Source organism: Mesorhizobium marinum (assembly GCF_040813675.1).
In the GTDB taxonomy this organism is placed as follows: Bacteria; Pseudomonadota; Alphaproteobacteria; order Rhizobiales; family Rhizobiaceae; genus Mesorhizobium_K; species Mesorhizobium_K marinum.
Map to the genome: position 1 here is coordinate 204,652 of NZ_JBFOCI010000002.1, position 22,692 is coordinate 227,343.

Genomic DNA, 22,692 nt, shown 5'->3' on the forward strand with positions numbered 1-22,692 from the left:
GCCTACGGCGCGCTCGCCCGGTCCAGCACCTCGATGTCGCCGGCGCTCAGCGCAAGCGCGGCGGCGCGGACCAGGCTATCGGTCTGTTCGACGGTCGTGGCGCTGGCGATCGGCGCGGTGACGCCGGGCCGCGCGATGACCCAGGCGAGCGCCACCTCGGCGGGCTTTGCGCCATGCCGGGCGCCGACCGCATCGAGGGCGGCGAGGATGCGCATGCCCCTGTCGTCGAGATAGTGCGCGACGCCTTCCCCGCGCGGGCTTTTGCCGAGATCCGCCGCGCTGCGGTACTTTCCGGAGAGGAACCCCTTGGCGAGGCTGAAATAGGTGATGACGCCGATGCCCTCGCGCATGCAGAGGTCGCGCAGCGGACCGTCGTAGGACGAGCGGTCGTAGAGATTGTATTCCGGCTGCAGCACCTCGTAGCGCGGCAGCTTCCTCAGGCTGGCGGTGCGGAGCGCGGCGTCGAGCTGGCCGGCGTCGAGGTTCGACGCGCCGATGCTGCGAACCTTGCCGGCCTTGATCAGCCTGTCATAGGCGGACAGGGTCTCCTCGTAGGGCGTCGCCGGGTCCGGCCAGTGCGAAAGATAGAGATCGATCGCGTCGACCTGGAGCCGACGCAGCGAATCCTCCACCGCCTTGGCGATGTAGGCTGCGGACAGGTCTTTCCTGCCCTGCCCCATGTCGGAGCCGACCTTGGTGATGACGACCACCTTTTCGCGGTTGCCCCGGCTCTTCATCCAGTTGCCGATGATGGTCTCCGATTCGCCGCCCTCGTTACCGGGCGCCCACCGCGAATAGGCGTCGGCCGTATCGATCGCGTTGAAGCCGGCGCCGACGAACCGGTCGAGAATGTCGAAGGACGTCTTCTCGTCAGCCGTCCAGCCGAAGACGTTGCCGCCCAGNTGCGGACAGGTCTTTCCTGCCCTGCCCCATGTCGGAGCCGACCTTGGTGATGACGACCACCTTGTCGCGGTTGCCCCGGCTCCTCATCCAGTTGCCGATGATGGTCTCCGATTCGCCGCCCTTGTTGCCGGGCACCCACCGCGAATAGGCGTCGGCCGTATCGATCGCGTTGAAGCCGGCATCGACGAACCGGTCGAGAATGTCGAAGGACGTCTTCTCGTCAGCCGTCCAGCCGAAGACGTTGCCGCCCAGAACCAGCGGCGCGATTTCGAGGTCGGTTCCACCCAGGCGTCGTTTCTGCACGGCAGTTCTCCATGGTCGTCGATCAGCGGCCGTCGATCGGCCCGCCGGGAAGCTAGTGGCGAGCGGCGCCGAATTCAAACCGGCAGGGCGATTTTTGTGCTTGCCGCGGGCGGACTGGGTTTCAGGACACCCGGCGGCCGACTTCCTCCAGCCAGTGGTCGCGGATTCCCAGCGCCCTCAGATGCTCGATCGTGTTCAGCACATATTCCTCGTTGGGACCCGCCGTGCCGGCCGCACCGGAGACGATGCCGGCCGCCGTCATTTCGTCGAGGGCGCCGGCATACTGTTCGTGCAGCCGATCGACGACATAGGTCACGGCGTCCACCACCGCGCCACCGTCGAGCCGCACCGGCACCGTTCGCTCCAGATAGACGCTGGTGACGAGCTCGCGGTCGCGCAGATAGGCGAGCGCCTCGTCGCGCAGTTCGCCCGGCACGCGGAACGCCAGTCCGACGCAGGAGCCGCCGCGATCCAGCCCAAGCACCAGGCCGCGCCGCTCGGGCGTGCCGCGATAGACGAAGGACGACACGCAGAGCGAGCGGCGGAAGCCGAACAGGCGCGCGCGGCGCGTCTCGGTATGCGCAAAACCCGGCCGCCACATCAGCGAACCATAGCCAAAGACCCAAAAATCGCCCATATCGCCAAGCCAGTGTCCGTTTGGGACTGCAGGCACAGCGTTAGCGCATGATTCCGCGCCGTGCATAGCCGTCGAACCGGACAAGGCAGAAAAAGCGGGGACGCCGATGACCGACACGGATGACAGAACGCCGAACTACGGCCGCCGCATCCTTTGGCTCGCCGTTTTCGTCGTCGTCCTGTTCGGCGGCTACAGCGCAGGCTGGTTCTACCTGGCCGACAGGATGGTCGAGCGCGCCAAGTCGACAATCGCCGACGCCAACCGCGACGGCGTGACCGTCGAATGCGAGAATCCCGTCGCGCGCGGCTTCCCGTTCCGGCTCGGCGTCTTCTGCGACCGGGTCGCCTATGCCAACGCCGACGAGGCAATCGGGCTGACGGCCGGCAACCTTCGCACGGTCGGGCAGATCTACGACCCGCTGCGCTTCATCGCCGAACTGGACGGACCAGCGACGCTGGCGACGCCCAACAGCGGCCCGCTGAACCTGAACTGGGACAAACTGCGGGCGAGCGTGCGCTGGGCGCGGCCGCTGCCGGAGCGCGTCTCGATCGAGGGCGGCAACCTTGCCGCCAGCACGGCCGGCGGAGAGCCGCTGGCGACAGTCGGCGCGTTCGAGACCCATCTGAGGCCGAACGGACCGGACCTCGACCTCGCCAGCACATTCCACGGCCTGACGCTCGACCCCGCGCTGGCGGAGGGACGGGCGGTGCCGGAGCTTTCAGGCCAGTACGACCTGACCATCAACGACGGCGCCAGCCTGCGCGGCCTGCAGCCCAAGGACCTGCGCGGGCGTTCCGGCGTCATCCGCGACGCCTCGCTGAACCTCGAAAGCAACGCCGGCTTCACCGTCAACGGCACCTTCGCCATCGGCCAGGACGGCCTGATCGACGCCAACCTCAAGCTGACGGTGCGCGATCCGCAGAAGCTGTCGGCGATCCTGACGAAGACCTTCCCCGAGAAGCGCCGGGAAATCCGCAACGTGGCGTCGGCGCTGACCTTCATGGGCAACGACCCGACGCTGCCGCTGGTGATCGAGCGCGGCGAGGCCAAGCTTGCCTTCTTCAAGCTCGGCGACGTTCCCGCCTATTGAGCCGGTTGCGATGCGACGGGCAACCCTGCTGAGCGTCGGCGCGCTCACCCTCGACACGATTCTCAAGGTCGACACCCTGCCGCGCGAGCAGGGCAAGTTCGTCGCGTCCGGCGGCATGACGATCGCGTCCGGAATGGCGGCGAGCGCCGCCTGCGCGGCGCAGCGGCTGGGCGCCGACGCATGGCTCTGGGCGAGCGCCGGCGACGACGCTGCCGGCGAACAGCTGATCTCCGGCATCGCGGCGGACGGCGTAAACTGCAGCCTGGTGCGCCGCGTGGCCGGCGGGCGTTCGGCGATCTCGGCTGTGATCATCGACGACGCCGGCGAGCGCGTGATCGTGCCCTATTACGATCCGGTGACGCAGGCCGATCCGGTGGCCCTGCCGATGGACATCGGACGCTTCGACGCGGTGCTTGCCGACGTGCGCTGGCCGGGCGCCGCGGCTCTTGCGCTGACAGGTGCGCGCGATGCCGGCCGCGCGGCGATCCTCGATGCGGACACGGCGCCGCGCGAGGTGCTGGAGCGGCTGATTCCGATGGCGACCCATGTCGTCGCGTCGGAGCAGGCGGCGCGAATCCTGTGCGGCGCGCTGCCGCCGCAAGCCGCCTGCGCTGCCATCGCCGGACGCGCTGGCGTCTTCGTGGCGGTGACCGCCGGCGCCGCCGGGACATGGTGGCGGGACAAGGGATCGGACATGGTGCGCCATGTAGCGGCGCCCAGGGTGACCGCCATCGACACGCTGGCCGCGGGCGACGTCTTCCATGGCGGCTTCGCGGTCGGCCTCGCCGAGGGGATGCAGCCGGAAGCCGCCCTGCGCCTCGCCAGCGCCGCCGCGGCCATCAAGTGCACCCGGTTCGGCGGGCGGCTCGGAGCACCCGGCCGGGCCGAGACGCTGGCGCTGGTCGAGGAAACCTGGGGGACGGCCGGCTAGGCTTTCGGATGCTCCACGGCCTGGCGGCCAAAGTCCGGCTGGTCGATATCCTGGCCGGCCTCGATGATCGAGCGGCGGACAGCGCGGGTTCGCGTGAACAGGTCGAACAGCTTGTCGCCCTCGCCCCAGCGGATCGCCCGCTGCAGCGAGGCGAGATCTTCGGAAAACCGCGCCAGCATCTCGAGGATGGCATCCTTGTTGTGCAGGCAGACGTCGCGCCACATGGTCGGGTCGGATGCGGCGAGACGCGTGAAATCGCGAAAGCCCGAGGCCGAATATTTGATGACTTCGCTTTTCGTCACCGTCTCGAGGTCGTCCGCGGTGCCGACGATGTTGTAGGCGATGATGTGCGGCAGGTGCGAAACGATGGCGAGCGTCTTGTCATGGTGCTCGGCGTCCATCGTGTCGATGTTGGAGCCGCATCGCCGCCAGAACGCCGAGAGCGTCTCCAGCGCCTGGGGATCGGTGTCGGGAAGCGGGGTGAAGATGCACCAGCGATTCTCGAACAGCTCGGCGAAGCCGGAGTCTGGCCCCGACTTCTCCGTGCCGGCCAGCGGGTGGCCGGGGATGAAATGCACGCCTTCGGGCACGTGCGGCGCCATCTGCGCGATGACGGACGCCTTGGTCGAGCCGACATCGGTGAGGATGGCGCCTTTCTTCAACGCCGGCGCGATCTCCTGCGCGACGGCGCCGGACGAGCCGACGGGGACCGAGACGATGACGAGGTCGGCGTCCCTCGCCGCCTCCGCCGCATCGGTGGTGTAGCTGTCGCCGAGATCCAGTTCGCGCGCGCGCGCCAGCGTCTCCGCGCTGCGCGTCGAGATCGCGACATGGCGGGCCAGCGTCTCGCGGCGGATTTTCCGCGCCAGCGACGACCCGATCAGGCCGATGCCGATGAGGGCGATCTTGTCGAACAGCGGCTCGGCCATGGCGTCAGCTTTTCAGGAACTCGGCGAGCGCCGAGACGACGCCGCGATTGGCCTCCTCGGTGCCTACCGTCATGCGCAGGGCGTTGGGGAAGCCGTAGGCGGCGACGCGGCGCAGGATGAACCCGCGCTGCGACAGCCAGGCGTCGGCGTTCGCCGCCGAGTGCTTTTCGTCGGCGGGGAAATGGACGAGCACGAAATTGCCGACGCTCGGCGTGACGCGCAGGCCGAGCTTCGGCAGTTCCTCGTTCAGCCAGGCCAGCCAGCGGTCGTTGTGGACGACGGTGCGCTCGACATGGGCGCGGTCCTTCATGGCGGCAACGCCGGCCTCGATGGCCGCCGCATTGACGTTGAAGGGACCGCGCATGCGGTTGATGACGTCGATGACATGCGCCGGCGCGTACATCCAGCCGATACGCAGGCCGCCCAGCCCGTGGATCTTGGAGAAGGTGCGCGTCATCACGACGTTCTGCGCGTTGCCGACGAGTTCGACGCCGGCCTCGTAGTCGTTGCGGCGGACATATTCGGCGTAGGCGGCGTCGAGCACCAGCAACACGTGCGCGGGCAGGCCGGCATGCAGGCGGCGCACTTCCTCGAAGGGAATGTAGGTGCCGGTCGGATTGTTCGGATTGGCGAGGAAGACGATCTTCGTCTTCGCCGTCACGGCGGCCAGGATGGCGTCGACGTCGGCGCGCTCCTGCGTCTCCTTGACCGAAACCGGCACTGCGCCGGCGGCCTGGATGTAGATCTTGTAGACGAGGAAGCCGTGCTCGGTGAAGATCGCCTCGTCGCCGGCCGACAGGTAGGCCTGGGCGAGCAGGCCGAGCACCTCGTCCGACCCGTTGGAGCAGACGATGTTGGCGGGGTTCAGCCCATGCGCCTGGCCGATTGCCTCGCGCAGCCGGGTGGCGGCGCCGTCCGGGTAGAATTCGAGCCTGTCGGCGACGTCGCGCACGGCGGCGACGACCTGCGGCGACGAGCCGAGCGGATTCTCGTTGGAAGAGAGCTTGTGGACCTTGGCAGCCCCGTGCGCGCCGCTCTTGCCGGGCACGTAGGCCTCGATATCCAGGATGCCGGCGCGCGGCTGGGGACGGGAAAGATCGGTTGCCTTGGTCATGATGCGGATCCGGAAAGCCTCGGTCTTGAGGACCGCTGCGGAATACAGGCCGCGGCCGCGAATGTCGAGACTGCCGCAGGGTCGCCATGGCTGCGACCGTTGACGTCGGGGCTCGCCGGGCTTAGATAACCGGTCGGACACCGTGGTGATTTGGCCGGTCGGCTTGCAGCCACGTTAAACAACTCGCTAAAGGGCCGTTGCGTCGGAACCGGCTTTTGCGCGAGCAAGGCCGGTTTTTTGTTTTGGAGTTTGCGATGCCGATCAAGATACCCGATCTGCTGCCCGCGCACGAAATCCTCCTGCGGGAGGGCGTCTCGGTGATGGACGAGCGCACCGCGCTCAGGCAGGACATCCGGCCTTTGCAGATCGGGCTCCTGAACCTGATGCCCAACAAGATCCGCACGGAGACCCAGTTCGCCCGCCTGATCGGCGCATCGCCGCTGCAGGTCGAGCTGACGCTGGTGCGCATCGGCGGCCACAAGGCCAAGAACACCTCCGAGGAACACCTGATCTCCTTCTACCAGACCTGGGAGGAGGTCGCCGACCGCAAGTTCGACGGCTTCATCGTCACCGGCGCGCCGATCGAGCTGCTGCCGTTCGAGGAGGTCACCTACTGGAACGAGCTGACGCGGATCCTCGACTGGACGGCGTCCAACGTGCATTCGTCCTTCTTCATCTGCTGGGGCGCGATGGCGGCCGCCTGGCGTTTCCACCGCATCCCCAAGTATACGCTCGACAAGAAGGCCTTCGGCGTCTTCCGGCACAGCAACAATGCCCCGGCCTCGCCCTACCTCGCCGGCTTCTCCGACGATTTCGCCATTCCGGTTTCGCGCTGGACGGAAGTGAGATCGGCCGACATCCGCGCTGAGGCAAACCTCGAACTGCTGATGGAATCGGACGCGACCGGCCCCTGCCTGGTCGCCGAGAAGACGGGCAACCGGCTCTACATGTTCAACCACATCGAATACGATTCGACGTCGCTGAAGGAAGAGTACGACCGCGACGTGGCCGCCGGCTCGCCGATCGCGGTGCCGCACGGCTACTACCCGGATGACGACCCGCGACGGCCGCCGCTCAACCGCTGGCGCTCCCACGCGCATCTGCTGTTCGGCAATTGGATCAACCAGGTCTACCAGACGACGTCCTTCGATCTCGAGGGCATCGGCCAGCGCCCGGCGCTCGCTCTGTCGTGACCTGACCGCGGCGGGAAAGCAGTTCCGGACCGCAGATCAGCCGTCGGACCGGCTGCGCGTCGCGGCGCCCTGCGGCGAGAGGACCGGCACGAACACGCGGCGCGAAGCCCGTTTGGCAACCGGCAGACCCTGGTAGATGCGCTTTTGCGCCTCGACGACGACGACGCCCGAAAAGATCGGCCAGAAGCGGCGGCCGCTGCTTTCCAGGATGTTGTGGAAGCGCATCATGAAGCGGCGCTTGGACGGCGGGAACAGCAGCGCTTCCGACCAGGCGGACGGCGTGAAGTTGGCGTCGCGCAGCAATTCGTTGAGCTGGCCGCGCGAGAACGGCCTGCCGGTGCCGAAGGGCGTGTGCTCGAAGCGCGCCCAGACGCCGCGGCGGTTGGGCACCACGATGACCACGCGCCCGTTGGGCGACAGCACCCGCCAGACCTCCTTCAGCGTCTCGCGCGGGCTTTCGGCGTGCTCGAGCGAATGCACGAGCAGCATGCGGTCGATCGAGGAATCGACCAGCGGCAGTTCCTCGTCGAACACCAGCGCCGTCGCCGAGGGCCCGCCCGGCGGCCAGACGACGGCGCCCTGTGTCGCCGGCATGAAGGCAAACGCGCGCTCGGTATCGACGCCGAAGCGGTCGAGCCAGGGCAATGTGTAGCCGAGGCCGACCAGGCGCTCGTTGGGGAGCTTCGGCCAGACGGACGAAATGGCCATGGCGATCGACCGCTCGGCCAGCCGGCCGAGCAGCGAGGAGTAGAACGACCTGAGATCGACGATGTCCGAATTCATGCCGCGACCCTAGCGGCTCGCCATGGAATATTGAAGCCGCGTCACCGCCGCGTGATGACAAGGCTGGACCGCCGCCCTATCTTGCGCGCAACAGATTGGAGTTCTTGATATGGCCTTGCAGATCGACCAGTTCATGTGCCGGGAGGACAATTTCGGCGTTCTCGTCCACGACCCCGTGAGCGGCGAGACGGCGCTGATCGACGCCCCCGAAGAAAGGGCCATCCTGGCGGCGATCGAACGCACCGGATGGACGCCGAGCGTGATCATGACCACGCATCACCACCCGGACCACGTCGAGGCGAACCTGGCTCTGAAGAAGCGGTTCGGCCTCAAGATCGTGGGACCGAAGGCGGAGGCGTCCAAGATCCCCGGGATCGACGTCGAACTGTCGGAAGGATCGAAGTTCGAATTCGCCGGCCAGCCGGTCGAGATCATCGAGACGCCCGGGCACACGGCAGGGCACATCTGCTACTACCTGCCGAAGTCGCACGTCGCCTTCGTCGCCGACACGCTGTTCGCCATGGGCTGCGGCCGGCTCCTGGAGAAGCCGGCGCCGGTGATGTTCCATTCGCTGATCAAGCTGGTCGAACTGCCTGCGGCCACCACGCTCTACTGCGGCCACGAATACACGCTCTCCAACGCGCGCTTCGCGCTGACCATCGACCCGACCAATTCCGCGCTCAAGGAGCGGGCGGCGAAGGTGGAGAAGCTGCGCGCAGCCGGCAAGCCGACGCTGCCGACGACGCTCGCGGAGGAACTGGCGACCAATCCCTTCCTGCGCTGGCACGACCCGGCCATCCGCCGCAACCTGGGGATGGAAAAGGCGACCGACGCCGAGGTCTTCGCCGAAATCCGCAAGCGCAAGGACAACTTCTAGCCGCATGACGGCCGCCGACATCATCGCCGCCCTCGGCATGACCCGCCATCCCGAAGGCGGCTGGTATGTCGAGACCTTCCGCGACAACGGGAAGGACGGCGGGCGCGGTCATTCGACGGCGATCTACTTCCTGCTGGAGCACGGCGACGTCTCGGCCTGGCACCGCGTCCGGGACGCCGCCGAGGTCTGGCATTTCCATGCCGGCGCGCCGCTCGAGATCCGGATCGCCGACGGCGCGGGCGGCACGACAGCCTCGGTGCTGGGCATCGACCTCCAGCGCGGCGAACGCCCGCAGGTGGTGGTTCCGGCCGGCCGGTGGCAGACGGCGCAAAGCCTGGGCGACTGGACGTTGGTCGGCTGCACCGTCGCCCCCGGTTTCGATTTTGCAGAGTTCGAAATGGCGCCTGAGGGATGGCGGCCCGACGCCTAGCGGTTCAGGCCGGCTGGCGGGCGGGCCTTCGCTGGAACAGCATCGACTTGGCCGCAAGAACGGCACCCGCGGTGATGAGCAGGCAGGCGGCAAGGATGCGCATCGAGGGCTCGGCGACACCGGCCGCGATCAGCACCAGCGTCGACAGGAGCGGCGCAGCGTAGCTGGCCGCCCCGAGCACCTGGATGTTGCCGCGCTTGACCCCGATGTCCCAGACATAGAAGGCCGCGCCGACCGGCATCAGGCCAAGCGCGAGGACAGCGAGCCATTGGCCCGACGTGGCCGGCAGCACCGTCTCCTCGAGCAGGAAGTGGCAGAGAAGCGAAAGCAGGGAGGTCGCGGCGCAGAACCACGTGACCGTGCTCGTCGGAACGGCCGGAAACCGGCGCGACAGCAGGGAATAGCCGGACCACAGAACGGCGCAGACGCCGGCCATCGCGTAGCCGAAGGCATAGCGGCTTTCGAAGGCCAGCCCGCCGCCCCGCGTCACGATCAGCGCGGCTCCTGCAAGCCCGAGCAGGGCGCCGCCGACATGGAACCAGCGCAGCCGCTCGCCGGGCATCAGCGCCGACCCGAGCACGATCAGCAGCGGCCAGAGATAGGCGATCAGGCTCGCCTCGACGGCCGGCGCGTTGCGCAGTGCCGTGAAATAGAAGAAGTGGTAGCCGAACAGCCCGCCGATGCCGATGATCCAGACCTGCACGGGTACAGGCTGCCTCGGTCCCGACGGCGGCGACAGGAGCCGGGCGACGATGCCCACGGCCGTGCCGATGGCGAAGGTCATGGCCGAAAGCAGGAAGGGCGGCGTCTGGCCGGACGCATCGGTGAGCAGCGCCAGAAGCGCCCACATCGCGATCGCAGAAAAACCGATAAGGGTCGCGCGCGCCATCCGAACCTCCGGCGCATGCCCTCAGGGCTCAAGACGCCTTGCCAGCTTCCAATCGCCGCGCGCGCACCGTGATCGTGCCGACCTGGGTGCCGATCGTCGCGAAGATCGGCGCGTATACACCGGTTTCGCCGATCTGGGCAAATGTCACGACGATGCGGCTCTTGGTGCTGAGATATTCAAGCGAACGGCGGCCCTTGCGATAGCCGGCCGTCGGCGTGAACTTGAGCCTGCAGGTGACGGTCGGGCCGTCGAAGCCCTTGACCGACATCCGGCCGGTGCTCATGAAGGAGAGCGTCAGATCGGCGCGCAACTCGCCGTCGAACATGCGGGCGCCGCCCTTGCAGACGTCCTCGAGCCGGTCCGCCTTGACCAGCGTGGCGGCGATCGGATCGACGGTCGCCTTGAGGTCGTCGGGGCCGATCGGCACCCAGTTCTTGCGCCGTTTCAGCGGCGGATCGTTGACCACCTCGACGACGTTTCCATCGGAAAAGCCGATGGCGACCAGCGTCGGCTTGTCGTTGTAGCGGTAGTCGGCGCGGAAGGCGTCGGCCTGCACGCGATCCTTGAAGCGGCCGGTCGCGGTCAGCGTCCCGCGGGTGTCGTAGAAGAAGGCGCCGAGCCCGGCGCTTGTGGCCTTGCCGCGGATCGAGTAGCCCTCGCGGTCGATGCGGCTGTCGAAATCGACGCGCGCCACCGTCAGGCCGAGAAAGGACAGCGTGTACTCGCCCCGGTAGACCGGCCCTTCCGCGTGGGACGGCAGCACCAGCAGCGCAAGCGCGGCCGGCAGGGTGGTCAGGATGCGAAAGGCTCGAAGCATCGCGGTCTCGCTGCGAAATCCGGCGCCATGTCCCGGGTGAACGGCGATGCCGGCATGTTGGCGCGAAATCCGGCCATTATGTGGAACGGAAGCGGCGCGCGGGCAAGCGTCCCGGTCAGCTTGACGCGGGAGTGAATTCCCACTATGGAACGCCGACTTTTCCATAAGGCCGCCTGCAGCGACTGCGTGCCAGCATTCCGGTGCGCCGCTTCGTGGCTGTTGAAGACCTGAAGGTACGAAAAATGTCCCGTATGTGCGAATTGACCGGCAAGGCCGTCCTGACTGGCAACAATGTCAGCCATGCCAACAACAAGACCAAGCGCCGCTTCCTGCCGAATCTGGTCAATGTGACGCTGATGTCGGAAGCGCTGAACCAGAACGTTCGCCTGCGCATCTCGGCGAACGCGCTCCGCTCGGTCGAGCATCGCGGCGGTCTCGACGCGTTCCTCGCCAAGGCGGACGCCGCCGAACTTTCGCAGCGCGCCCGACTGCTGAAGAAGCAGATCGCCAAGAAGGCCGCCGAACAGGTCGCCTGATCGTGCGTTTCGCGGCGGCTTCGGCCGCCGGCTGGTTCCATCACCCAGGATAAAAAAATGCCTCGGCTCTCCTCCTATGTGCCTTTCGTGGCCGCCATGGCGCTCGTCGTCGTGGCCTCGAACGTGCTTGTCCAGTTCCCGGTCGACGGCGAGGTCGGCGGCCTGCAACTCGCCGACATCCTGACCTGGGGCGCCTTCACCTACCCGTTCGCCTTCCTCGTCACCGACCTCGCCAACCGGCGCTACGGGCCGGCCGTCGCGCGGCGGATCGTCTTTGTCGGCTTCATGCTGGCGGTGACCTGCTCGATCGTCGTTCCTCCGCTGCTGTTCCGCTACGACTGGATCGGCTTCGAGACGGCGGCGAACCGGCTGGTGCGCATCGCTGTCGCATCCGGCGCCGCCTTCCTGACGGCGCAGCTGCTCGACGTCACGGTGTTCAACTGGCTGCGCAGGCAGTCCTGGTGGCGTGCGCCGGTGTTCGGCTCGCTGGCCGGGTCGGTGCTGGATACGGCGATCTTCTTCAGCGTCGCCTTCTCGGCCGCCTTCGCCTTCGTCGGCCCGAACGACGCCTTTGCGCTCGAAAGCGCCCCGCTTCTCGGCTTCCTGCCGGGCGAGACCGCGCGCTGGGTCTCCTGGGCGCTCGGCGACCTGACCGTGAAGCTCCTGATCGCCGTCTTCGCGCTCATCCCCTACCGGCTGATCGCCGCGCGGTGGACACAGCCGCTGGCGGCGCCGGCCGGCTGACGCATCCCCGAAACGGCGCTAGCCGTCGCTCGCCTGCTCATGCGGCTCGTCGTGCAGGACGAATTCCAGGTAGAGATTGCGCTGCAGGATCGAGTGGTTGTCGTCCGAGATGATGGAGACGACCAGCGCGCCGTCGGCGCGGGTCCAGACGTCGAGCCCTTCCATGTTGTCGATCTGGTAGCCCATGTCGGCCTCGAAGAGGACCGGTCCGTCGGCGACGGCCCCCTTGGCGATCGTCTCGCCGGCGATGCGGCGCAGCCGCATCTTGACGCCGGTGGCCATGGAGAAGCTGCGCTCGAGCAGGAGCAGGTCGCCGCCCGGCAGGAAGGCGCCGTCGGTGACGTCGAACTCGCCGAGGCGCTTGACCGTGAAGATGCCCTTCTCAGGACCCTCGATGACCGCGGCGAAGATGTTGCCTTGCTTGTCGAGGCTCTTTTCGGACACGATCACCAGCGCGCCCTTCTGGCGACTGTCCAGCGGCGCGTGCGCCACCGTCTCGAAGCCGCGGTTCTGCCTCAGTTCCCGCTTCGGGATCAGGAAGTCCACCTCGCCGATCGCCGGCTTCATGTCGTCCGGATCGAGCTTGAACCGGGCGATCCGGTGGTCGCGTTCGAAGCCGACCGTCGCCACCCCGTCGCGGACATCGAGGCTCTCGGCGTCGACTTCCCACTTGCGGTCCGAAACGCGCCCCGCGCGGTCGAACATCTGCTGCATGCGGAAATTCTCGATGCCGGTCGGGCGGCCATCGGCGTCGCGCGCGATCGTTCCGAAGAACCAGAAACCGGTGTCGGCCACGCCGACGAAATCCCCGCCCGGCGTCAGGAACCGGAACGAGGACAGCGCGCCGAAATCCCTCGATGCCGAGGAGAGCTCGAGGCCGCCGACGAATTCGAGCGGCCCGAAACGCGTCCCCGCGACGCCAAGGCGAAACTGGCGGATCGGGCTCGCGGAAACCTCTAGCCGTTCGACTCCCTCGGCGGCTGCCCTGACCGGCTGATGCGCGGTAAGCCACAGCGCAGGCCCAAGCGCCGCCGCGGCGAACAGCCCATAGGCCAGCCCGCGCCGCAGGAGCGCGTTCAACCGGCGCGCCTCAGGCCGCCGCGGCGCGTGTCGCGCGCGCTTTCCTCGCCGAACAGCGATGCGAGCTGCTCGGTCATCGCCCCGGCCAGTTCCTCGGCGTCCACGATGGTGACCGCACGACGGTAGTAGCGCGTCACGTCGTGACCGATGCCGATGGCGAGAAGCTCGACCGGCGAACGCGTCTCGATCAGGTCGATGACGGCGCGCAGGTGGCGCTCCAGATAGTTGCCGGGGTTGACCGACAGGGTGGAATCGTCGACCGGCGCGCCGTCCGAGATCATCATCAGGATCTTGCGTTGCTCGGGCCGGGCGATCAGGCGCTGGTGCGCCCACAGAAGCGCCTCGCCGTCGATGTTCTCCTTGAGCAGGCCCTCGCGCATCATCAGGCCGAGATTGCGCCGGGCGCGCCGCCACGGTGCGTCGGCGCTCTTGTAGATGATGTGCCGGAGGTCGTTGAGACGGCCGGGATTGGCCGGCTTGCCGTCCTTCAGCCACTTCTCGCGCGCCTGCCCGCCCTTCCAGGCGCGGGTGGTGAAGCCGAGGATCTCGACCGAGACGCCGCAGCGCTCGAGCGTGCGCGCCAGGATGTCGGCGCAGGTGGCTGCGACCGTTATCGGACGCCCGCGCATCGAGCCCGAGTTGTCGAGCACCAGCGTCACCACGGTGTCGCGGAACTTGGTGTCGCGCTCCTGCTTGAAGGACAGGGGCTGCATCGGGTCGATGACGACGCGCACCAGGCGCGCCGGATCGAGATACCCTTCTTCGAGGTCGAAATCCCAGGAACGGTTCTGCTGCGCCATGAGCCGCCGCTGCAGGCGGTTGGCGAGACGCCCGACCACGCCCTGCAGGTTGGCGAGTTGCTTGTCGAGGAAGGCGCGCAGCCGGTCGAGTTCCTCTTCCTCGCAGAGCTCCTCGGCCCCGACCGTCTCGTCGAACTCGGTGGTGAAGACCTTGTAGTCGACCTGCCTGGGCAGATCGGCGAACGGGTTGTCCTTGCGCTTGGCTTCGCCCGGCGTCTCGGCGTCGGGCTCGTCGTCGTCGGAGAACTCGTCGGAGGTCGCGTCGGCGGCTTCCATCTCGCCGGCCTGCTCCTCCTCCGAGGAAGCGTCCTGCTCCTCGGATTGCGACTGGTCTGCGCCGGAATCGTCCTCGCCGCCGTCCTCGCTCTGCTCCTCGCCCTGCGGCTGCGGATCCTCGCTGTCCTCGGCGTCGTCGGAACTCTCCTCGTCGCCGATGTCCTGCGCCATCTCGAGGGAGGCGAGCATCTCGCGCACGACACGCGCAAAGGCCTGCTGGTCATCGACGTTGCCGGCCAGATGATCGAGGTCGGCGCCGGCCTTTTCCTCGACCCAGTCGCGCCAGAGATCGACGACGCGCTGGCCGCTCCTCGGCGCCGGGCGGCCGGTGAGCTTCTCGCGCACCATCAGCGCCAGCGCCTCCTCGATCGGCGCCTCCTCGCGGTCGCGCACGTCGGCCAGATTGGCCTTGGCGTACTTGTCCTCGAGCATGTGGCCGATGTTGTCGCCGACGCCGGTCATCCTGAGCGCGCCGACCGCCTCGACGCGAGCCTGCTCGACGGCGTCGAACACCGCGCGCGCCTGCTTTCCCTCGGGCGCAAAGCGGGTATGGATGCGCATATCGTGGCAGGCGCGCCTGAGCGCCATGGAATCGCCGAGGCCCCGCGTCACCGCGACGTCCGCCGGCGACGGCTTCTTGGGCAGTTCGGGCAGCCGCGCGCGGTTGCCCGCCAGCGCCGGCTTGTCCTTGGCGAAGCCGACCTCAAGTTCGTTATCGCCGGAGATGGCGCGCATGCAGACCGTCACCGCGCGCTTGAACGCGTCGGTGTCGGAGCCGTTCTTCGGCTTGTTGCGCGTGTTGTCCCCGGGACCGGCCATGCTAGAGCACGCCTCCGGGAGAACGCATAAATGAGGCCATGGACTGCGCCCGCCCCGCTTATCCCAGGACGACGTTGGCGGCGGATTCCGGCAGTTCCTCGCCGAAGGCGCGCTGGTAGAATTCCGCCACGATCGAGCGTTCCAGTTCGTCGCACTTGTTGAGGAAGGTCAGCCGGAAGGCCATGCCGACGTCGCCGAAGATTTCCGCGTTCTCGGCCCAGGTGATCACCGTGCGCGGGCTCATGACCGTCGACAGGTCGCCGTTGATGAAGGCCTGGCGCGTCATGTCGGCGACGCGCACCATCTTGTTGACGATCTCCTTGCCCTTGGCGTCGCGGTAGTGCTTGGCCTTGGCGAGGACGATCGACACTTCGTTGTCGTGCGGCAGGTAGTTGAGCGTGGTGACGATCGACCAGCGGTCCATCTGCGCCTGGTTGATCTGCTGCGTGCCGTGATAGAGGCCGGTGGTGTCGCCGAGGCCGACCGTGTTGGCGGTGGCGAACAGGCGGAAGGCCGGATGCGGGCGGATGACCCTGGACTGGTCGAGCAGCGTCAGCCGGCCCGAGGATTCGAGCACGCGCTGGATGACGAACATCACGTCCGGCCGCCCGGCATCGTATTCGTCGAAGCAGAGCGCGACATTGTGCTGGTAGGCCCAGGGCAGGATGCCGTCGCGGAACTCGGTGACCTGCATGCCCTCCTTGACGACGATGGCGTCCTTGCCGACGAGGTCGATGCGGCTGACATGGCTATCGAGGTTGACGCGGACGCAGGGCCAGTTGAGCCGGGCGGCGACCTGCTCGATATGCGTCGACTTGCCGGTGCCGTGATAGCCGGAGACCATGACGCGCCGGTTGAAGGCGAAGCCCGCGAGGATGGCCAGCGTGGTCTGTCGGTCGAACAAATAGTCCGGGTCGAGATCCGGCACGTGCTCGGTGGCCGCCGAATAGGCGGGAACCACCATGTTGGATTCGAAACCGAATGTGTCCTTCACCGACACCGTGGTGTCGGGCAGGTTGGCTATGTCGCGGTCGACCTTGTTCATAACGTCCTCACGCGGCGCATGCGCCGGCAGATGCAATCTTGTTCGGGGGCGTCTTTAGCAGACTCAGTGCCTAGCACAAACCTGCTTGTTTGAGCACGCGATAGGCCTGCAGGACATCGCGAAACCGTTCTTCAGAACCCCTGTCGCCGCCATTCGCGTCGGGATGGTGGCGCTTCACGAGTTCCTTATAGCGCGCCTTGATCGCCTCGCCAGTCGCCTTTGTGTCAAGGCCAAGCGTTTCCAGCGCCTTGGCCTCAAGCGGCTTTGCCTTGCGCTCGCGCGGCTGGCGGTGGTCCCGCGGGCCGTTGAACAGGTTGAAGGGGTCGCGCATGCGGTTGTAGTAGCCGGCGCGGCCCGACCGCATCTGCGCCATGTCGGGCGAAGAGCGGGCGCCGCCGTTCATGCCCATCGTCCAGGTCGGGCGGTGGCCGGTCAGCGCCTCCCGCTGGAACCGCGCGACCTCGGAATCCGGCACGCCCGAGAAGTAGTTGAAACCCTTGTTGTATTCGCGCACGTGGTCGATGCAGAACCGGAAATACTCGCCTTCCTTCATCCGCCCGACGGGCGCGCGGTGCGTGCCGGCCTCCTTGCAGCCGTCCCACTGGCAGATCGGCGCATGCGACTTCACCTCCGCCTCCTTGTCGGGGCGGATCCGAATCTTCTCGAAATATTTCGGATACGGCTTCATCTCGCGACCGTTATGGGCGCATCGCACCGGCGATACAAGAATTGACATTTTCGGGAAACATTCCCAACCGGGACAAATCACCCGGCCTGCGCCGACGCGCGATCTCGTGACCGCTGTCGCCCGTGGCCGGACCTATATGGGCAGTGGAGACGCCGATGTCGATACAGACAAGCATTGAAGAGAAGCTGAGCCGCGCATTCCGCCCGGAGCGGCTTTCGGTGATCAACGAAAGCCACCTGCACGCCGGCCACCATCACGTCGAGTCGGGGCATCACGCCAAGTTCGACGGCGAAGGCGAGACGCATTTCCGCGTGCGCCTTGTGTCGCCCCTGTTTGCGGGCATGAGCCGGATCGAGCGGCACCGCGCCGTGAATGCGGCGCTGGCGGACGAACTCGCGGGCGGGGTGCATGCGCTGGCGATCGAACCGGCCGCCCCCGGGGAAAAGACGCGCTGGTGAGCCGCCCGGACGAGAGGATCAGGCGACCGGCCTGATCCTGATCCTGGCGATGCGGTTCTTGTCGCGCTTCATCACCACGAAGCGCTTGCCATGGAAGGTGAACGCCTGGCGTTCCTCGGGGATCGACTGCGTCTCGTGGATGACGAGGCCGGCGATCGTCGTCGCCTCCTCGTCGGGCAGTGTCCAGTCCAGCGCGCGGTTGAGGTCGCGGATCGGCACGGTCCCGTCGACCACGATCGAGCCATCGGCCTCCTGCCGCACGCCCTGCATGTCGAGGTCGTGCTCGTCGGCGATGTCGCCGACGATCTCCTCGATGATATCCTCGAGCGTGACCAGTCCCTCGACCTCGCCATATTCGTCGACCACCAGCGCAAAATGCGCCTTGCGGCGCAGGAACGCGGTCAGCTGGTCCTGCAGGGAGGTCGTCTCCGGCACGAACCACGGCTTGGAGGCGATCTTCATCACGTCGATCTGCGTAAAGTCGTTGCCGACCTCGTTGAGCGCGCGCAGCAGATCCTTGGCGTGCAGCACGCCGACGATGTTTTCCGTCGAGCCCTTCCAGAGCGGCATGCGCGTATGCGGGCTCTGCAGCACCTCGCGCACGACGACCTCCGGCGGGTTGTCGGCGTTGACCGAGCGCATGTTGGTGCGGTGGACCATGACGTCGGCCAGTTCGAGCTCATGCAGGTCGAGCAGCGCGCCGACGCGGTCGCGGTCCTGCTTGACCACGCCGCCTTCCCGGTGGAGCACGGCGATCGTGCCGCGCAGTTCCTCATGCCCGGTCAGGAGCATTTCGTCGCGCGCGAGATTGACGCCGAACAGCGCCAGCAGGGCGCGCACGATCCAGTTGGCGATCGACGACAGATGGCCGAACAGGAAGACGACCAGCCGCGCGAAGCCGGCGACGTTGATCGCGAACTGTTCCGGCCGGGCCAGCGCCCAGGACTTCGGCAGGATCTCGGAAAAGATCACCAGCGCGACCGTCATCACGATGGTGGCGTAGATGACGCCGCTGTCGCCGAAGGTCTTGAGCAGCACGCTGGTCGCCAACGCCGACGCCAGGATGTTGACGAGATTGTTGCCGATCAGAAGCGCGCCGACCAGGCGATCCTTCCGCTCGATCAGCCGCTCGACCAGCCCGGCCCTGCGGTCGCCGGATGCGCTCAGCGAATGAATGCGCGCCCGCGACGCGCCGGTCATGCTGGTCTCGGTTCCCGAAAACAGGAACGACAGCATCAGGAGCAGCACGATCAGGCCGACAACAAGCCACGTTTCCAGGCTCATCGGGGGTGGTTCTCCTTGAGGAATGCCAGCACTTCCGAAGACGGGACGTCCCTGGCGATGAAGGCCTGGCCGACGCCGCGCGTGAGAATGAAGGTCAGCGCCCCGCGCGACACCTTCTTGTCCTGCGCGATATAGGCCAGGAGCCTGTCGGCATCGGGCAGGTCGCCGGGGATGTCCGCCATGCGCGTCGGCAGCCCGACGGCCGCGAGGTGCCGCTCGACGCGCAGCGCATCGTCCATGCTGCAGAGGTTGAGCCGCGACGAGAAGCGATGCGCCAGCGCCATGCCGATGGCGACGCCCTCGCCGTGAACCAGGCGGCCGCTGTCGTAGCCGGTGGCGCCTTCGAGCGCGTGGCCGAAGGTGTGGCCGAGGTTGAGCAGGGCCCGGTCGCCCGTCTCGAACTCGTCGCGCGCCACGACTTCGGCCTTGGCGCGACAGGATTCGGCGATCGCGCGCGTCCTTGCCGGGCCGCCCTCGAAAATCTCGCGCCAGTTGTCCTCCAGCCAGGCGAAGAAGTCGGGCCGGTCGATCAGGCCGTATTTGGCGACCTCGGCATAGCCGGCGCGAAACTCGCGGTCGGACAGCGTGTCGAGCGCGCCGGTGTCGGCGAGGACCAGCTGCGGCTGATGGAAGACGCCAACGAGGTTCTTGCCGTGCGTGCTGTTGATGCCGGTCTTGCCGCCGACGGACGAATCCACCTGCGCCAGGAGCGAGGTCGGCATCTGCACGAAGCGCATGCCGCGGCGCACGATGCCCGAGGCGAAGCCGGCGAGGTCGCCGATGACGCCGCCGCCGAGCGCGATCACCGCGTCGCCGCGCTCGAGCCGGGCGGCGAGGACGCCGTCGACCACGGTCTGCAGCGCCTCGAAACTCTTCGTCTTCTCGCCGGGCGGAAGCGTGATCGCGGTCGATCCCACCCCTGCCCCTTCGAGGCTCGCGAGCAGCGGATCGAGATGCGCGGCGGCGACATGGCCGTCGGTGACGATCGCCGCCCGTACGCCCGGCAACCGCCTGACGATCTCCTCGCCGGCCCGCGCGATCAGCCCGGCGCCGATCAGGATGTCGTATGTCCGGTCGCCCAGCCTGACCGGGACGGTCTCGATGCTCATTTCGTCGCCTCGGTGCCTGGGGATGCGCCGGCTAGATGCCGGCCGATCGCCTCGATGACCTCGCTGGCGATGACCTCCTTGCGCTCGGCCCGCGTCGGCGCGGTGATGTCGGCCAGCGCGTAGACCGGATAGCGCTCGCCCATCAGCTTCTCGAGCACCGCGCGCGGGTCGGCATTCCTGAGGAGCGGACGGTTCTGCTTCTTGGCGACACGCTCGAGAAGCGTATCCACGTCGGCCTTCAGCCAAACGGACAGCCCATGCTCGCCGATCGCCTCGCGCGTCTGCTCGTTCATGAACGCGCCGCCGCCCGTCGAGAGTATCTGCGGTCCCTGCTCGAGGAGGCGGAGGATGACGCGCTGCTCGAGGGCCCGGAACTCGGTCTCGCCATAGCGCTCGAAGAGATCCGGGATCGTCATCCTGGATACGCTTTCGATCTCGTGGTCGCTGTCGATGAAGGGAAGGCCAAGCGCCGTGGCGACCTTGCGTCCGATCGCCGTCTTGCCGGCGCCCATCAGGCCGATGAAGACAATCGAGCGCGAGCCGAGCCTGGCGAGCAGGTCGGCACTGTTGTCTGCAGCCAGCGTCTGGGTCGCGATCATGGCGCCGTTCCACATGAAAAGCCTGATGGCGTCAAGCAGACGATGTCCCGCTCGCCCTTGTCTTGACGAAATTCGCGTCCCATAAGGGCGCGGAACGGAAAACGGGCGGCCAAGGGATTCGATGCCGACGCTATTCAGGTTTGTCATCACTCTCTGCATTCTGGCTGCCCTCGGCTACGGCGCGATGCTCGCGCTGGTGATCCTGGTCGAGCCGAACACGGCGGAAATGAGCGAACGCGTTCCCGCCGACCGGCTCAACCCACAGACCAGATGAACAGCGCGGCGCGCATCGAAGCCTTCCTGGAGATGATGAGCGTCGAGCGCGGCGCGGCCGACAACACGCTGGCGAACTACCGCCGCGACCTCGAAGACGCGACCGAGACCATCAAGGGCGGCCTGGCCGGCGCCGGAGCCGACGACATCCGCGCCTATCTCGGCGGCATGGCCGCGCGCGGCTTTGCCGCCTCCTCGCAGGCGCGCCGGCTTTCGACGCTGCGGCAGTTCTTCAAGTTTCTCTATGCCGAGAACCTCAGGCCGGACGATCCGACCGGCACGCTCGACAGCCCGCGCCGAGAGCGAACGCTGCCGAAGACCATGGCCGAGACGGAGACCGGCAGGCTGCTCGACCAGGCCGACGCCGAGGCGGCCGGCAAGGCCGCCGACCCGGTCGCGGCCGCGCGGATGCACGCGCTGGTCGAGGTGCTTTACGCCACCGGCCTGCGTGTTTCCGAACTCGTCGCCCTGCCCGTCGCCGTCGCCATGCGCGACGAACGCTTTTTCGTGGTGCGCGGCAAGGGCAGCAAGGAACGCATGGTGCCGCTTTCCCAGAAGGCCCGCGACGCCATGCGCGCCTGGCTGGTGCGGCGGAACGGCGATCCGGCGCTGGCGGACAGCCCGTATCTCTTCCCGTCGCCGGCGTCGGAAAGCGGCCACCTGCCGCGGCAGGTCTTCGCCCGCGACCTCAAGGCGCTGGCCGCGCGCGCCGGAATTGCGTCGGCCAAGGTTTCCCCGCACGTGCTGCGGCACGCCTTCGCGAGCCATCTGCTGGCCAACGGCGCCGACCTGAGGGCGGTCCAGCAACTGCTCGGCCATGCCGACATTTCGACCACCCAGATCTACACGCACGTCCTCGAGGAAAGGCTGGTGCGGCTGGTCAACGACCACCATCCGCTTGCCGACCCGCCCCCGTGAGGTTATGTGAGGCTTGATTTCACCCGCCGGAACCGCGTTTTCAGGGGTTCCGCGCGTTTCCCGCCCCGGCGCATCGGTTCAATCACGAATGTACAACTATCTCGATTTCGAAAAGCCGGTTCAGGACCTGGAAGGCAAGATCCTCGAGCTGAAGAAGCTTTCCGAGAGCGGTGAGGCCGTCGACGTCGGCGAGGAGATCGCCAGGCTGGAAAAGCGTTCCGCAGAGGCGCTTCGCGACGTCTACCGGCAACTGACCCCTTGGCAGAAGGTGCAGGTCGCCCGCCACCCCGACCGGCCGCATTGCCTCGACTACGTCAAGGGCCTGTTCACCGATTTCACGCCGCTCGCCGGCGACCGCAAATTCGGCGAGGACGCTGCCATCGTCGGCGGCTTCGCGCGCTTCCGCGGCGAGCCTGTCGCGGTGATCGGCCAGGAAAAGGGCTCCGACACCAAGAGCCGGCTGAAGCACAATTTCGGCTCGGTCAGGCCCGAGGGCTACCGCAAGGCCGTGCGCATCATGGAACTGGCCGACCGCTTCGGCATCCCGATGATCACGCTGGTCGACACGGCTGGCGCCTATCCGGGCGTCGGCGCGGAGGAGCGCGGCCAGGCCGAGGCGATCGCCCGCTCCACATCGGCCTGCCTGTCGCTGCGCAGCCCCTCGCTTTCGGTCGTGATCGGCGAAGGCGGCTCGGGCGGGGCCATCGCCATCGCCACGGCGAACCGGGTCTACATGCTGGAGCACGCCATCTATTCGGTGATCTCGCCGGAAGGCGCGGCGTCGATCCTGTGGCGCGACACCACGCGCTCCAAGGAAGCCGCCACCAACATGAAGATCACCGCGCAGGACCTGCTCGACCTCAAGATCATCGACGGCATCGTGCCGGAGCCGATGGGCGGCGCGCACCGCGCGCCTGAGGCGGTGATCGGCGCCACCGGCGACCTGATCGCAAGAACGCTCGGCGAGTTTGCGCAATCCAACGCGGATTTCCGCGAGCATCGGCGCGAAAAGTACCTGGCGATGGGCCGCTCCCTCTGAAGGGACGCGGATTCCCGCCAAATGTGGCGTCCGACAGCTTTTCGCCACATTAATGTCGAAGCCTGCCCGTCAAGCTGACCTGGGGACAGGGACGGCAGACGGGGGTTGTGGTAATCAATTCTCAAGGT

26 protein-coding genes and 1 riboswitch are annotated in these 22,692 nt (G+C 67.3%); of the genes, 11 read left to right on the forward strand and 15 right to left on the reverse strand.

Features of this window, described 5'->3' with window-relative positions; all coding sequences use genetic code 11:
• Positions 1-2: 2 nt before the first annotated feature.
• The 3 genes from ABUE31_RS06480 to ABUE31_RS06490 all read right to left on the reverse strand — a co-directional run bounded on the left by ABUE31_RS06480 (position 3) and on the right by ABUE31_RS06490 (position 1,843).
• Positions 3-902 (reverse strand): aldo/keto reductase, encoded by a 900-nt coding sequence (locus tag ABUE31_RS06480; RefSeq protein ID WP_367723569.1) that lies wholly within the window; start codon positions 900-902, stop codon positions 3-5.
• Positions 871-1,206, reverse strand: a complete 336-nt coding sequence (locus ABUE31_RS06485) for an aldo/keto reductase (protein ID WP_437344081.1) — start codon at positions 1,204-1,206, stop codon at positions 871-873. Before ABUE31_RS06485 ends, ABUE31_RS06480 begins: the two co-directional genes overlap by 32 nt.
• Positions 1,207-1,327: 121 nt before the next feature.
• Positions 1,328-1,843 (reverse strand): gamma-glutamylcyclotransferase, encoded by a 516-nt coding sequence (locus tag ABUE31_RS06490; protein ID WP_367722714.1) that lies wholly within the window; start codon positions 1,841-1,843, stop codon positions 1,328-1,330.
• A gap of 106 nt (positions 1,844-1,949) precedes the next feature.
• Here ABUE31_RS06490 and ABUE31_RS06495 point away from each other — a divergent pair, with 106 nt between their 5' ends.
• Positions 1,950-2,933, forward strand: coding sequence for a DUF2125 domain-containing protein (locus ABUE31_RS06495; protein WP_367722715.1), 984 nt, complete (start codon positions 1,950-1,952; stop codon positions 2,931-2,933).
• A gap of 10 nt (positions 2,934-2,943) precedes the next feature.
• Positions 2,944-3,864 carry a PfkB family carbohydrate kinase gene (locus tag ABUE31_RS06500; protein ID WP_367722716.1) on the forward strand — a complete coding sequence of 307 codons (921 nt, stop codon included), beginning with the start codon at positions 2,944-2,946 and terminating at the stop codon, positions 3,862-3,864.
• Here ABUE31_RS06500 and ABUE31_RS06505 read toward each other — a convergent pair.
• A complete protein-coding gene (locus ABUE31_RS06505; RefSeq protein WP_367722717.1) occupies positions 3,861-4,793 on the reverse strand; it encodes a prephenate/arogenate dehydrogenase family protein in 933 nt (310 codons plus the stop codon). The genes ABUE31_RS06500 and ABUE31_RS06505 overlap by 4 nt on opposite strands.
• 4 nt (positions 4,794-4,797) lie before the next feature.
• Positions 4,798-5,907: a histidinol-phosphate transaminase gene (hisC, locus tag ABUE31_RS06510; protein ID WP_367722718.1), complete on the reverse strand. Its 1,110-nt coding sequence runs from the start codon at positions 5,905-5,907 to the stop codon at positions 4,798-4,800.
• 132 nt (positions 5,908-6,039) lie between these two features.
• A riboswitch (SAM riboswitch) is annotated at positions 6,040-6,117 on the forward strand.
• A 44-nt stretch (positions 6,118-6,161) separates the two neighbouring features.
• Between hisC and metA the strand changes: the two genes are divergently transcribed.
• Entirely contained in the window at positions 6,162-7,100 is a 939-nt protein-coding gene (gene metA, locus ABUE31_RS06515; protein ID WP_367722719.1) for a homoserine O-acetyltransferase MetA, read from the forward strand.
• 36 nt (positions 7,101-7,136) lie between these two features.
• On the opposite strand, the gene ABUE31_RS06520 is transcribed toward metA, so the two are convergent.
• Positions 7,137-7,883 carry a class I SAM-dependent methyltransferase gene (locus tag ABUE31_RS06520; RefSeq protein WP_367722720.1) on the reverse strand — a complete coding sequence of 249 codons (747 nt, stop codon included), beginning with the start codon at positions 7,881-7,883 and terminating at the stop codon, positions 7,137-7,139.
• 109 nt (positions 7,884-7,992) lie between these two features.
• Between ABUE31_RS06520 and gloB the strand changes: the two genes are divergently transcribed.
• Together gloB and ABUE31_RS06530 are read left to right on the forward strand one after the other, a co-directional pair.
• Positions 7,993-8,760 carry a hydroxyacylglutathione hydrolase gene (gene gloB / locus ABUE31_RS06525; protein ID WP_367722721.1) on the forward strand — a complete coding sequence of 256 codons (768 nt, stop codon included), beginning with the start codon at positions 7,993-7,995 and terminating at the stop codon, positions 8,758-8,760.
• 4 nt (positions 8,761-8,764) lie between these two features.
• The gene (locus ABUE31_RS06530) at positions 8,765-9,190 is read left to right on the forward strand and encodes a cupin domain-containing protein (protein ID WP_367722722.1); all 426 of its coding nucleotides are present in this window, start codon (positions 8,765-8,767) and stop codon (positions 9,188-9,190) included.
• A gap of 4 nt (positions 9,191-9,194) precedes the next feature.
• Here the strand turns inward: ABUE31_RS06530 and yddG are convergent, their stop codons facing one another.
• A complete protein-coding gene (gene yddG / locus ABUE31_RS06535) occupies positions 9,195-10,079 on the reverse strand; it encodes an aromatic amino acid exporter YddG (protein WP_367722723.1) in 885 nt (294 codons plus the stop codon).
• A gap of 28 nt (positions 10,080-10,107) precedes the next feature.
• Entirely contained in the window at positions 10,108-10,896 is a 789-nt protein-coding gene (locus ABUE31_RS06540) for a DUF3108 domain-containing protein (protein WP_367722724.1), read from the reverse strand.
• Positions 10,897-11,138: 242 nt separating this feature from the next.
• On the opposite strand from ABUE31_RS06540, the gene rpmB reads away from it, so the two are divergent.
• Both rpmB and ABUE31_RS06550 read left to right on the forward strand, forming a co-directional pair.
• Complete coding sequence (rpmB, locus tag ABUE31_RS06545) at positions 11,139-11,432, forward strand: 50S ribosomal protein L28 (RefSeq protein WP_367722725.1); 294 nt, start codon at positions 11,139-11,141, stop codon at positions 11,430-11,432.
• A 57-nt stretch (positions 11,433-11,489) separates the two neighbouring features.
• The gene (locus tag ABUE31_RS06550; RefSeq protein WP_367722726.1) at positions 11,490-12,176 is read left to right on the forward strand and encodes a queuosine precursor transporter; all 687 of its coding nucleotides are present in this window, start codon (positions 11,490-11,492) and stop codon (positions 12,174-12,176) included.
• A gap of 18 nt (positions 12,177-12,194) precedes the next feature.
• Here the strand turns inward: ABUE31_RS06550 and ABUE31_RS06555 are convergent, their stop codons facing one another.
• From ABUE31_RS06555 to ABUE31_RS06570, 4 genes are all read right to left on the reverse strand, one after another.
• Positions 12,195-13,256: an esterase-like activity of phytase family protein gene (locus tag ABUE31_RS06555; RefSeq protein WP_437344082.1), complete on the reverse strand. Its 1,062-nt coding sequence runs from the start codon at positions 13,254-13,256 to the stop codon at positions 12,195-12,197.
• Positions 13,253-15,151, reverse strand: coding sequence for a cobaltochelatase subunit CobT (gene cobT, locus ABUE31_RS06560; protein WP_367722727.1), 1,899 nt, complete (start codon positions 15,149-15,151; stop codon positions 13,253-13,255). Before cobT ends, ABUE31_RS06555 begins: the two co-directional genes overlap by 4 nt.
• Before the next feature lie 58 nt (positions 15,152-15,209).
• On the reverse strand, positions 15,210-16,196 hold the full coding sequence (gene cobS / locus ABUE31_RS06565) for a cobaltochelatase subunit CobS (RefSeq protein WP_367722728.1): 987 nt from the start codon (positions 16,194-16,196) through the stop codon (positions 15,210-15,212).
• A gap of 70 nt (positions 16,197-16,266) precedes the next feature.
• Positions 16,267-16,884 carry a J domain-containing protein gene (locus tag ABUE31_RS06570; RefSeq protein ID WP_367723573.1) on the reverse strand — a complete coding sequence of 206 codons (618 nt, stop codon included), beginning with the start codon at positions 16,882-16,884 and terminating at the stop codon, positions 16,267-16,269.
• A 155-nt stretch (positions 16,885-17,039) separates the two neighbouring features.
• On the opposite strand from ABUE31_RS06570, the gene ABUE31_RS06575 reads away from it, so the two are divergent.
• Positions 17,040-17,342: a BolA family protein gene (locus tag ABUE31_RS06575; protein ID WP_367722729.1), complete on the forward strand. Its 303-nt coding sequence runs from the start codon at positions 17,040-17,042 to the stop codon at positions 17,340-17,342.
• Between the two features lie 18 nt (positions 17,343-17,360).
• Here ABUE31_RS06575 and ABUE31_RS06580 read toward each other — a convergent pair whose 3' ends face one another.
• The 3 genes from ABUE31_RS06580 to ABUE31_RS06590 are packed head-to-tail and all read right to left on the reverse strand — an operon-like array spanning position 17,361 to position 20,334.
• A complete protein-coding gene (locus ABUE31_RS06580) occupies positions 17,361-18,626 on the reverse strand; it encodes an HlyC/CorC family transporter (RefSeq protein WP_367722730.1) in 1,266 nt (421 codons plus the stop codon).
• The gene (gene aroB, locus ABUE31_RS06585) at positions 18,623-19,735 is read right to left on the reverse strand and encodes a 3-dehydroquinate synthase (RefSeq protein WP_367722731.1); all 1,113 of its coding nucleotides are present in this window, start codon (positions 19,733-19,735) and stop codon (positions 18,623-18,625) included. The genes ABUE31_RS06580 and aroB overlap by 4 nt, the downstream gene beginning before the upstream one ends.
• A complete protein-coding gene (locus ABUE31_RS06590; RefSeq protein ID WP_367722732.1) occupies positions 19,732-20,334 on the reverse strand; it encodes a shikimate kinase in 603 nt (200 codons plus the stop codon). The genes aroB and ABUE31_RS06590 overlap by 4 nt, the downstream gene beginning before the upstream one ends.
• A gap of 121 nt (positions 20,335-20,455) precedes the next feature.
• Between ABUE31_RS06590 and ABUE31_RS06595 the strand changes: the two genes are divergently transcribed.
• The 3 genes from ABUE31_RS06595 (at position 20,456) to ABUE31_RS06605 (ending at position 22,564) form a co-directional block, all read left to right on the forward strand.
• A complete protein-coding gene (locus ABUE31_RS06595) occupies positions 20,456-20,608 on the forward strand; it encodes a histidine kinase (protein WP_367722733.1) in 153 nt (50 codons plus the stop codon).
• Entirely contained in the window at positions 20,605-21,525 is a 921-nt protein-coding gene (locus tag ABUE31_RS06600; RefSeq protein WP_367722734.1) for a site-specific tyrosine recombinase XerD, read from the forward strand. Before ABUE31_RS06595 ends, ABUE31_RS06600 begins: the two co-directional genes overlap by 4 nt.
• Before the next feature lie 88 nt (positions 21,526-21,613).
• On the forward strand, positions 21,614-22,564 hold the full coding sequence (locus ABUE31_RS06605) for an acetyl-CoA carboxylase carboxyltransferase subunit alpha (RefSeq protein WP_367722735.1): 951 nt from the start codon (positions 21,614-21,616) through the stop codon (positions 22,562-22,564).
• The last annotated feature ends 128 nt before the right edge of the window (positions 22,565-22,692 follow it).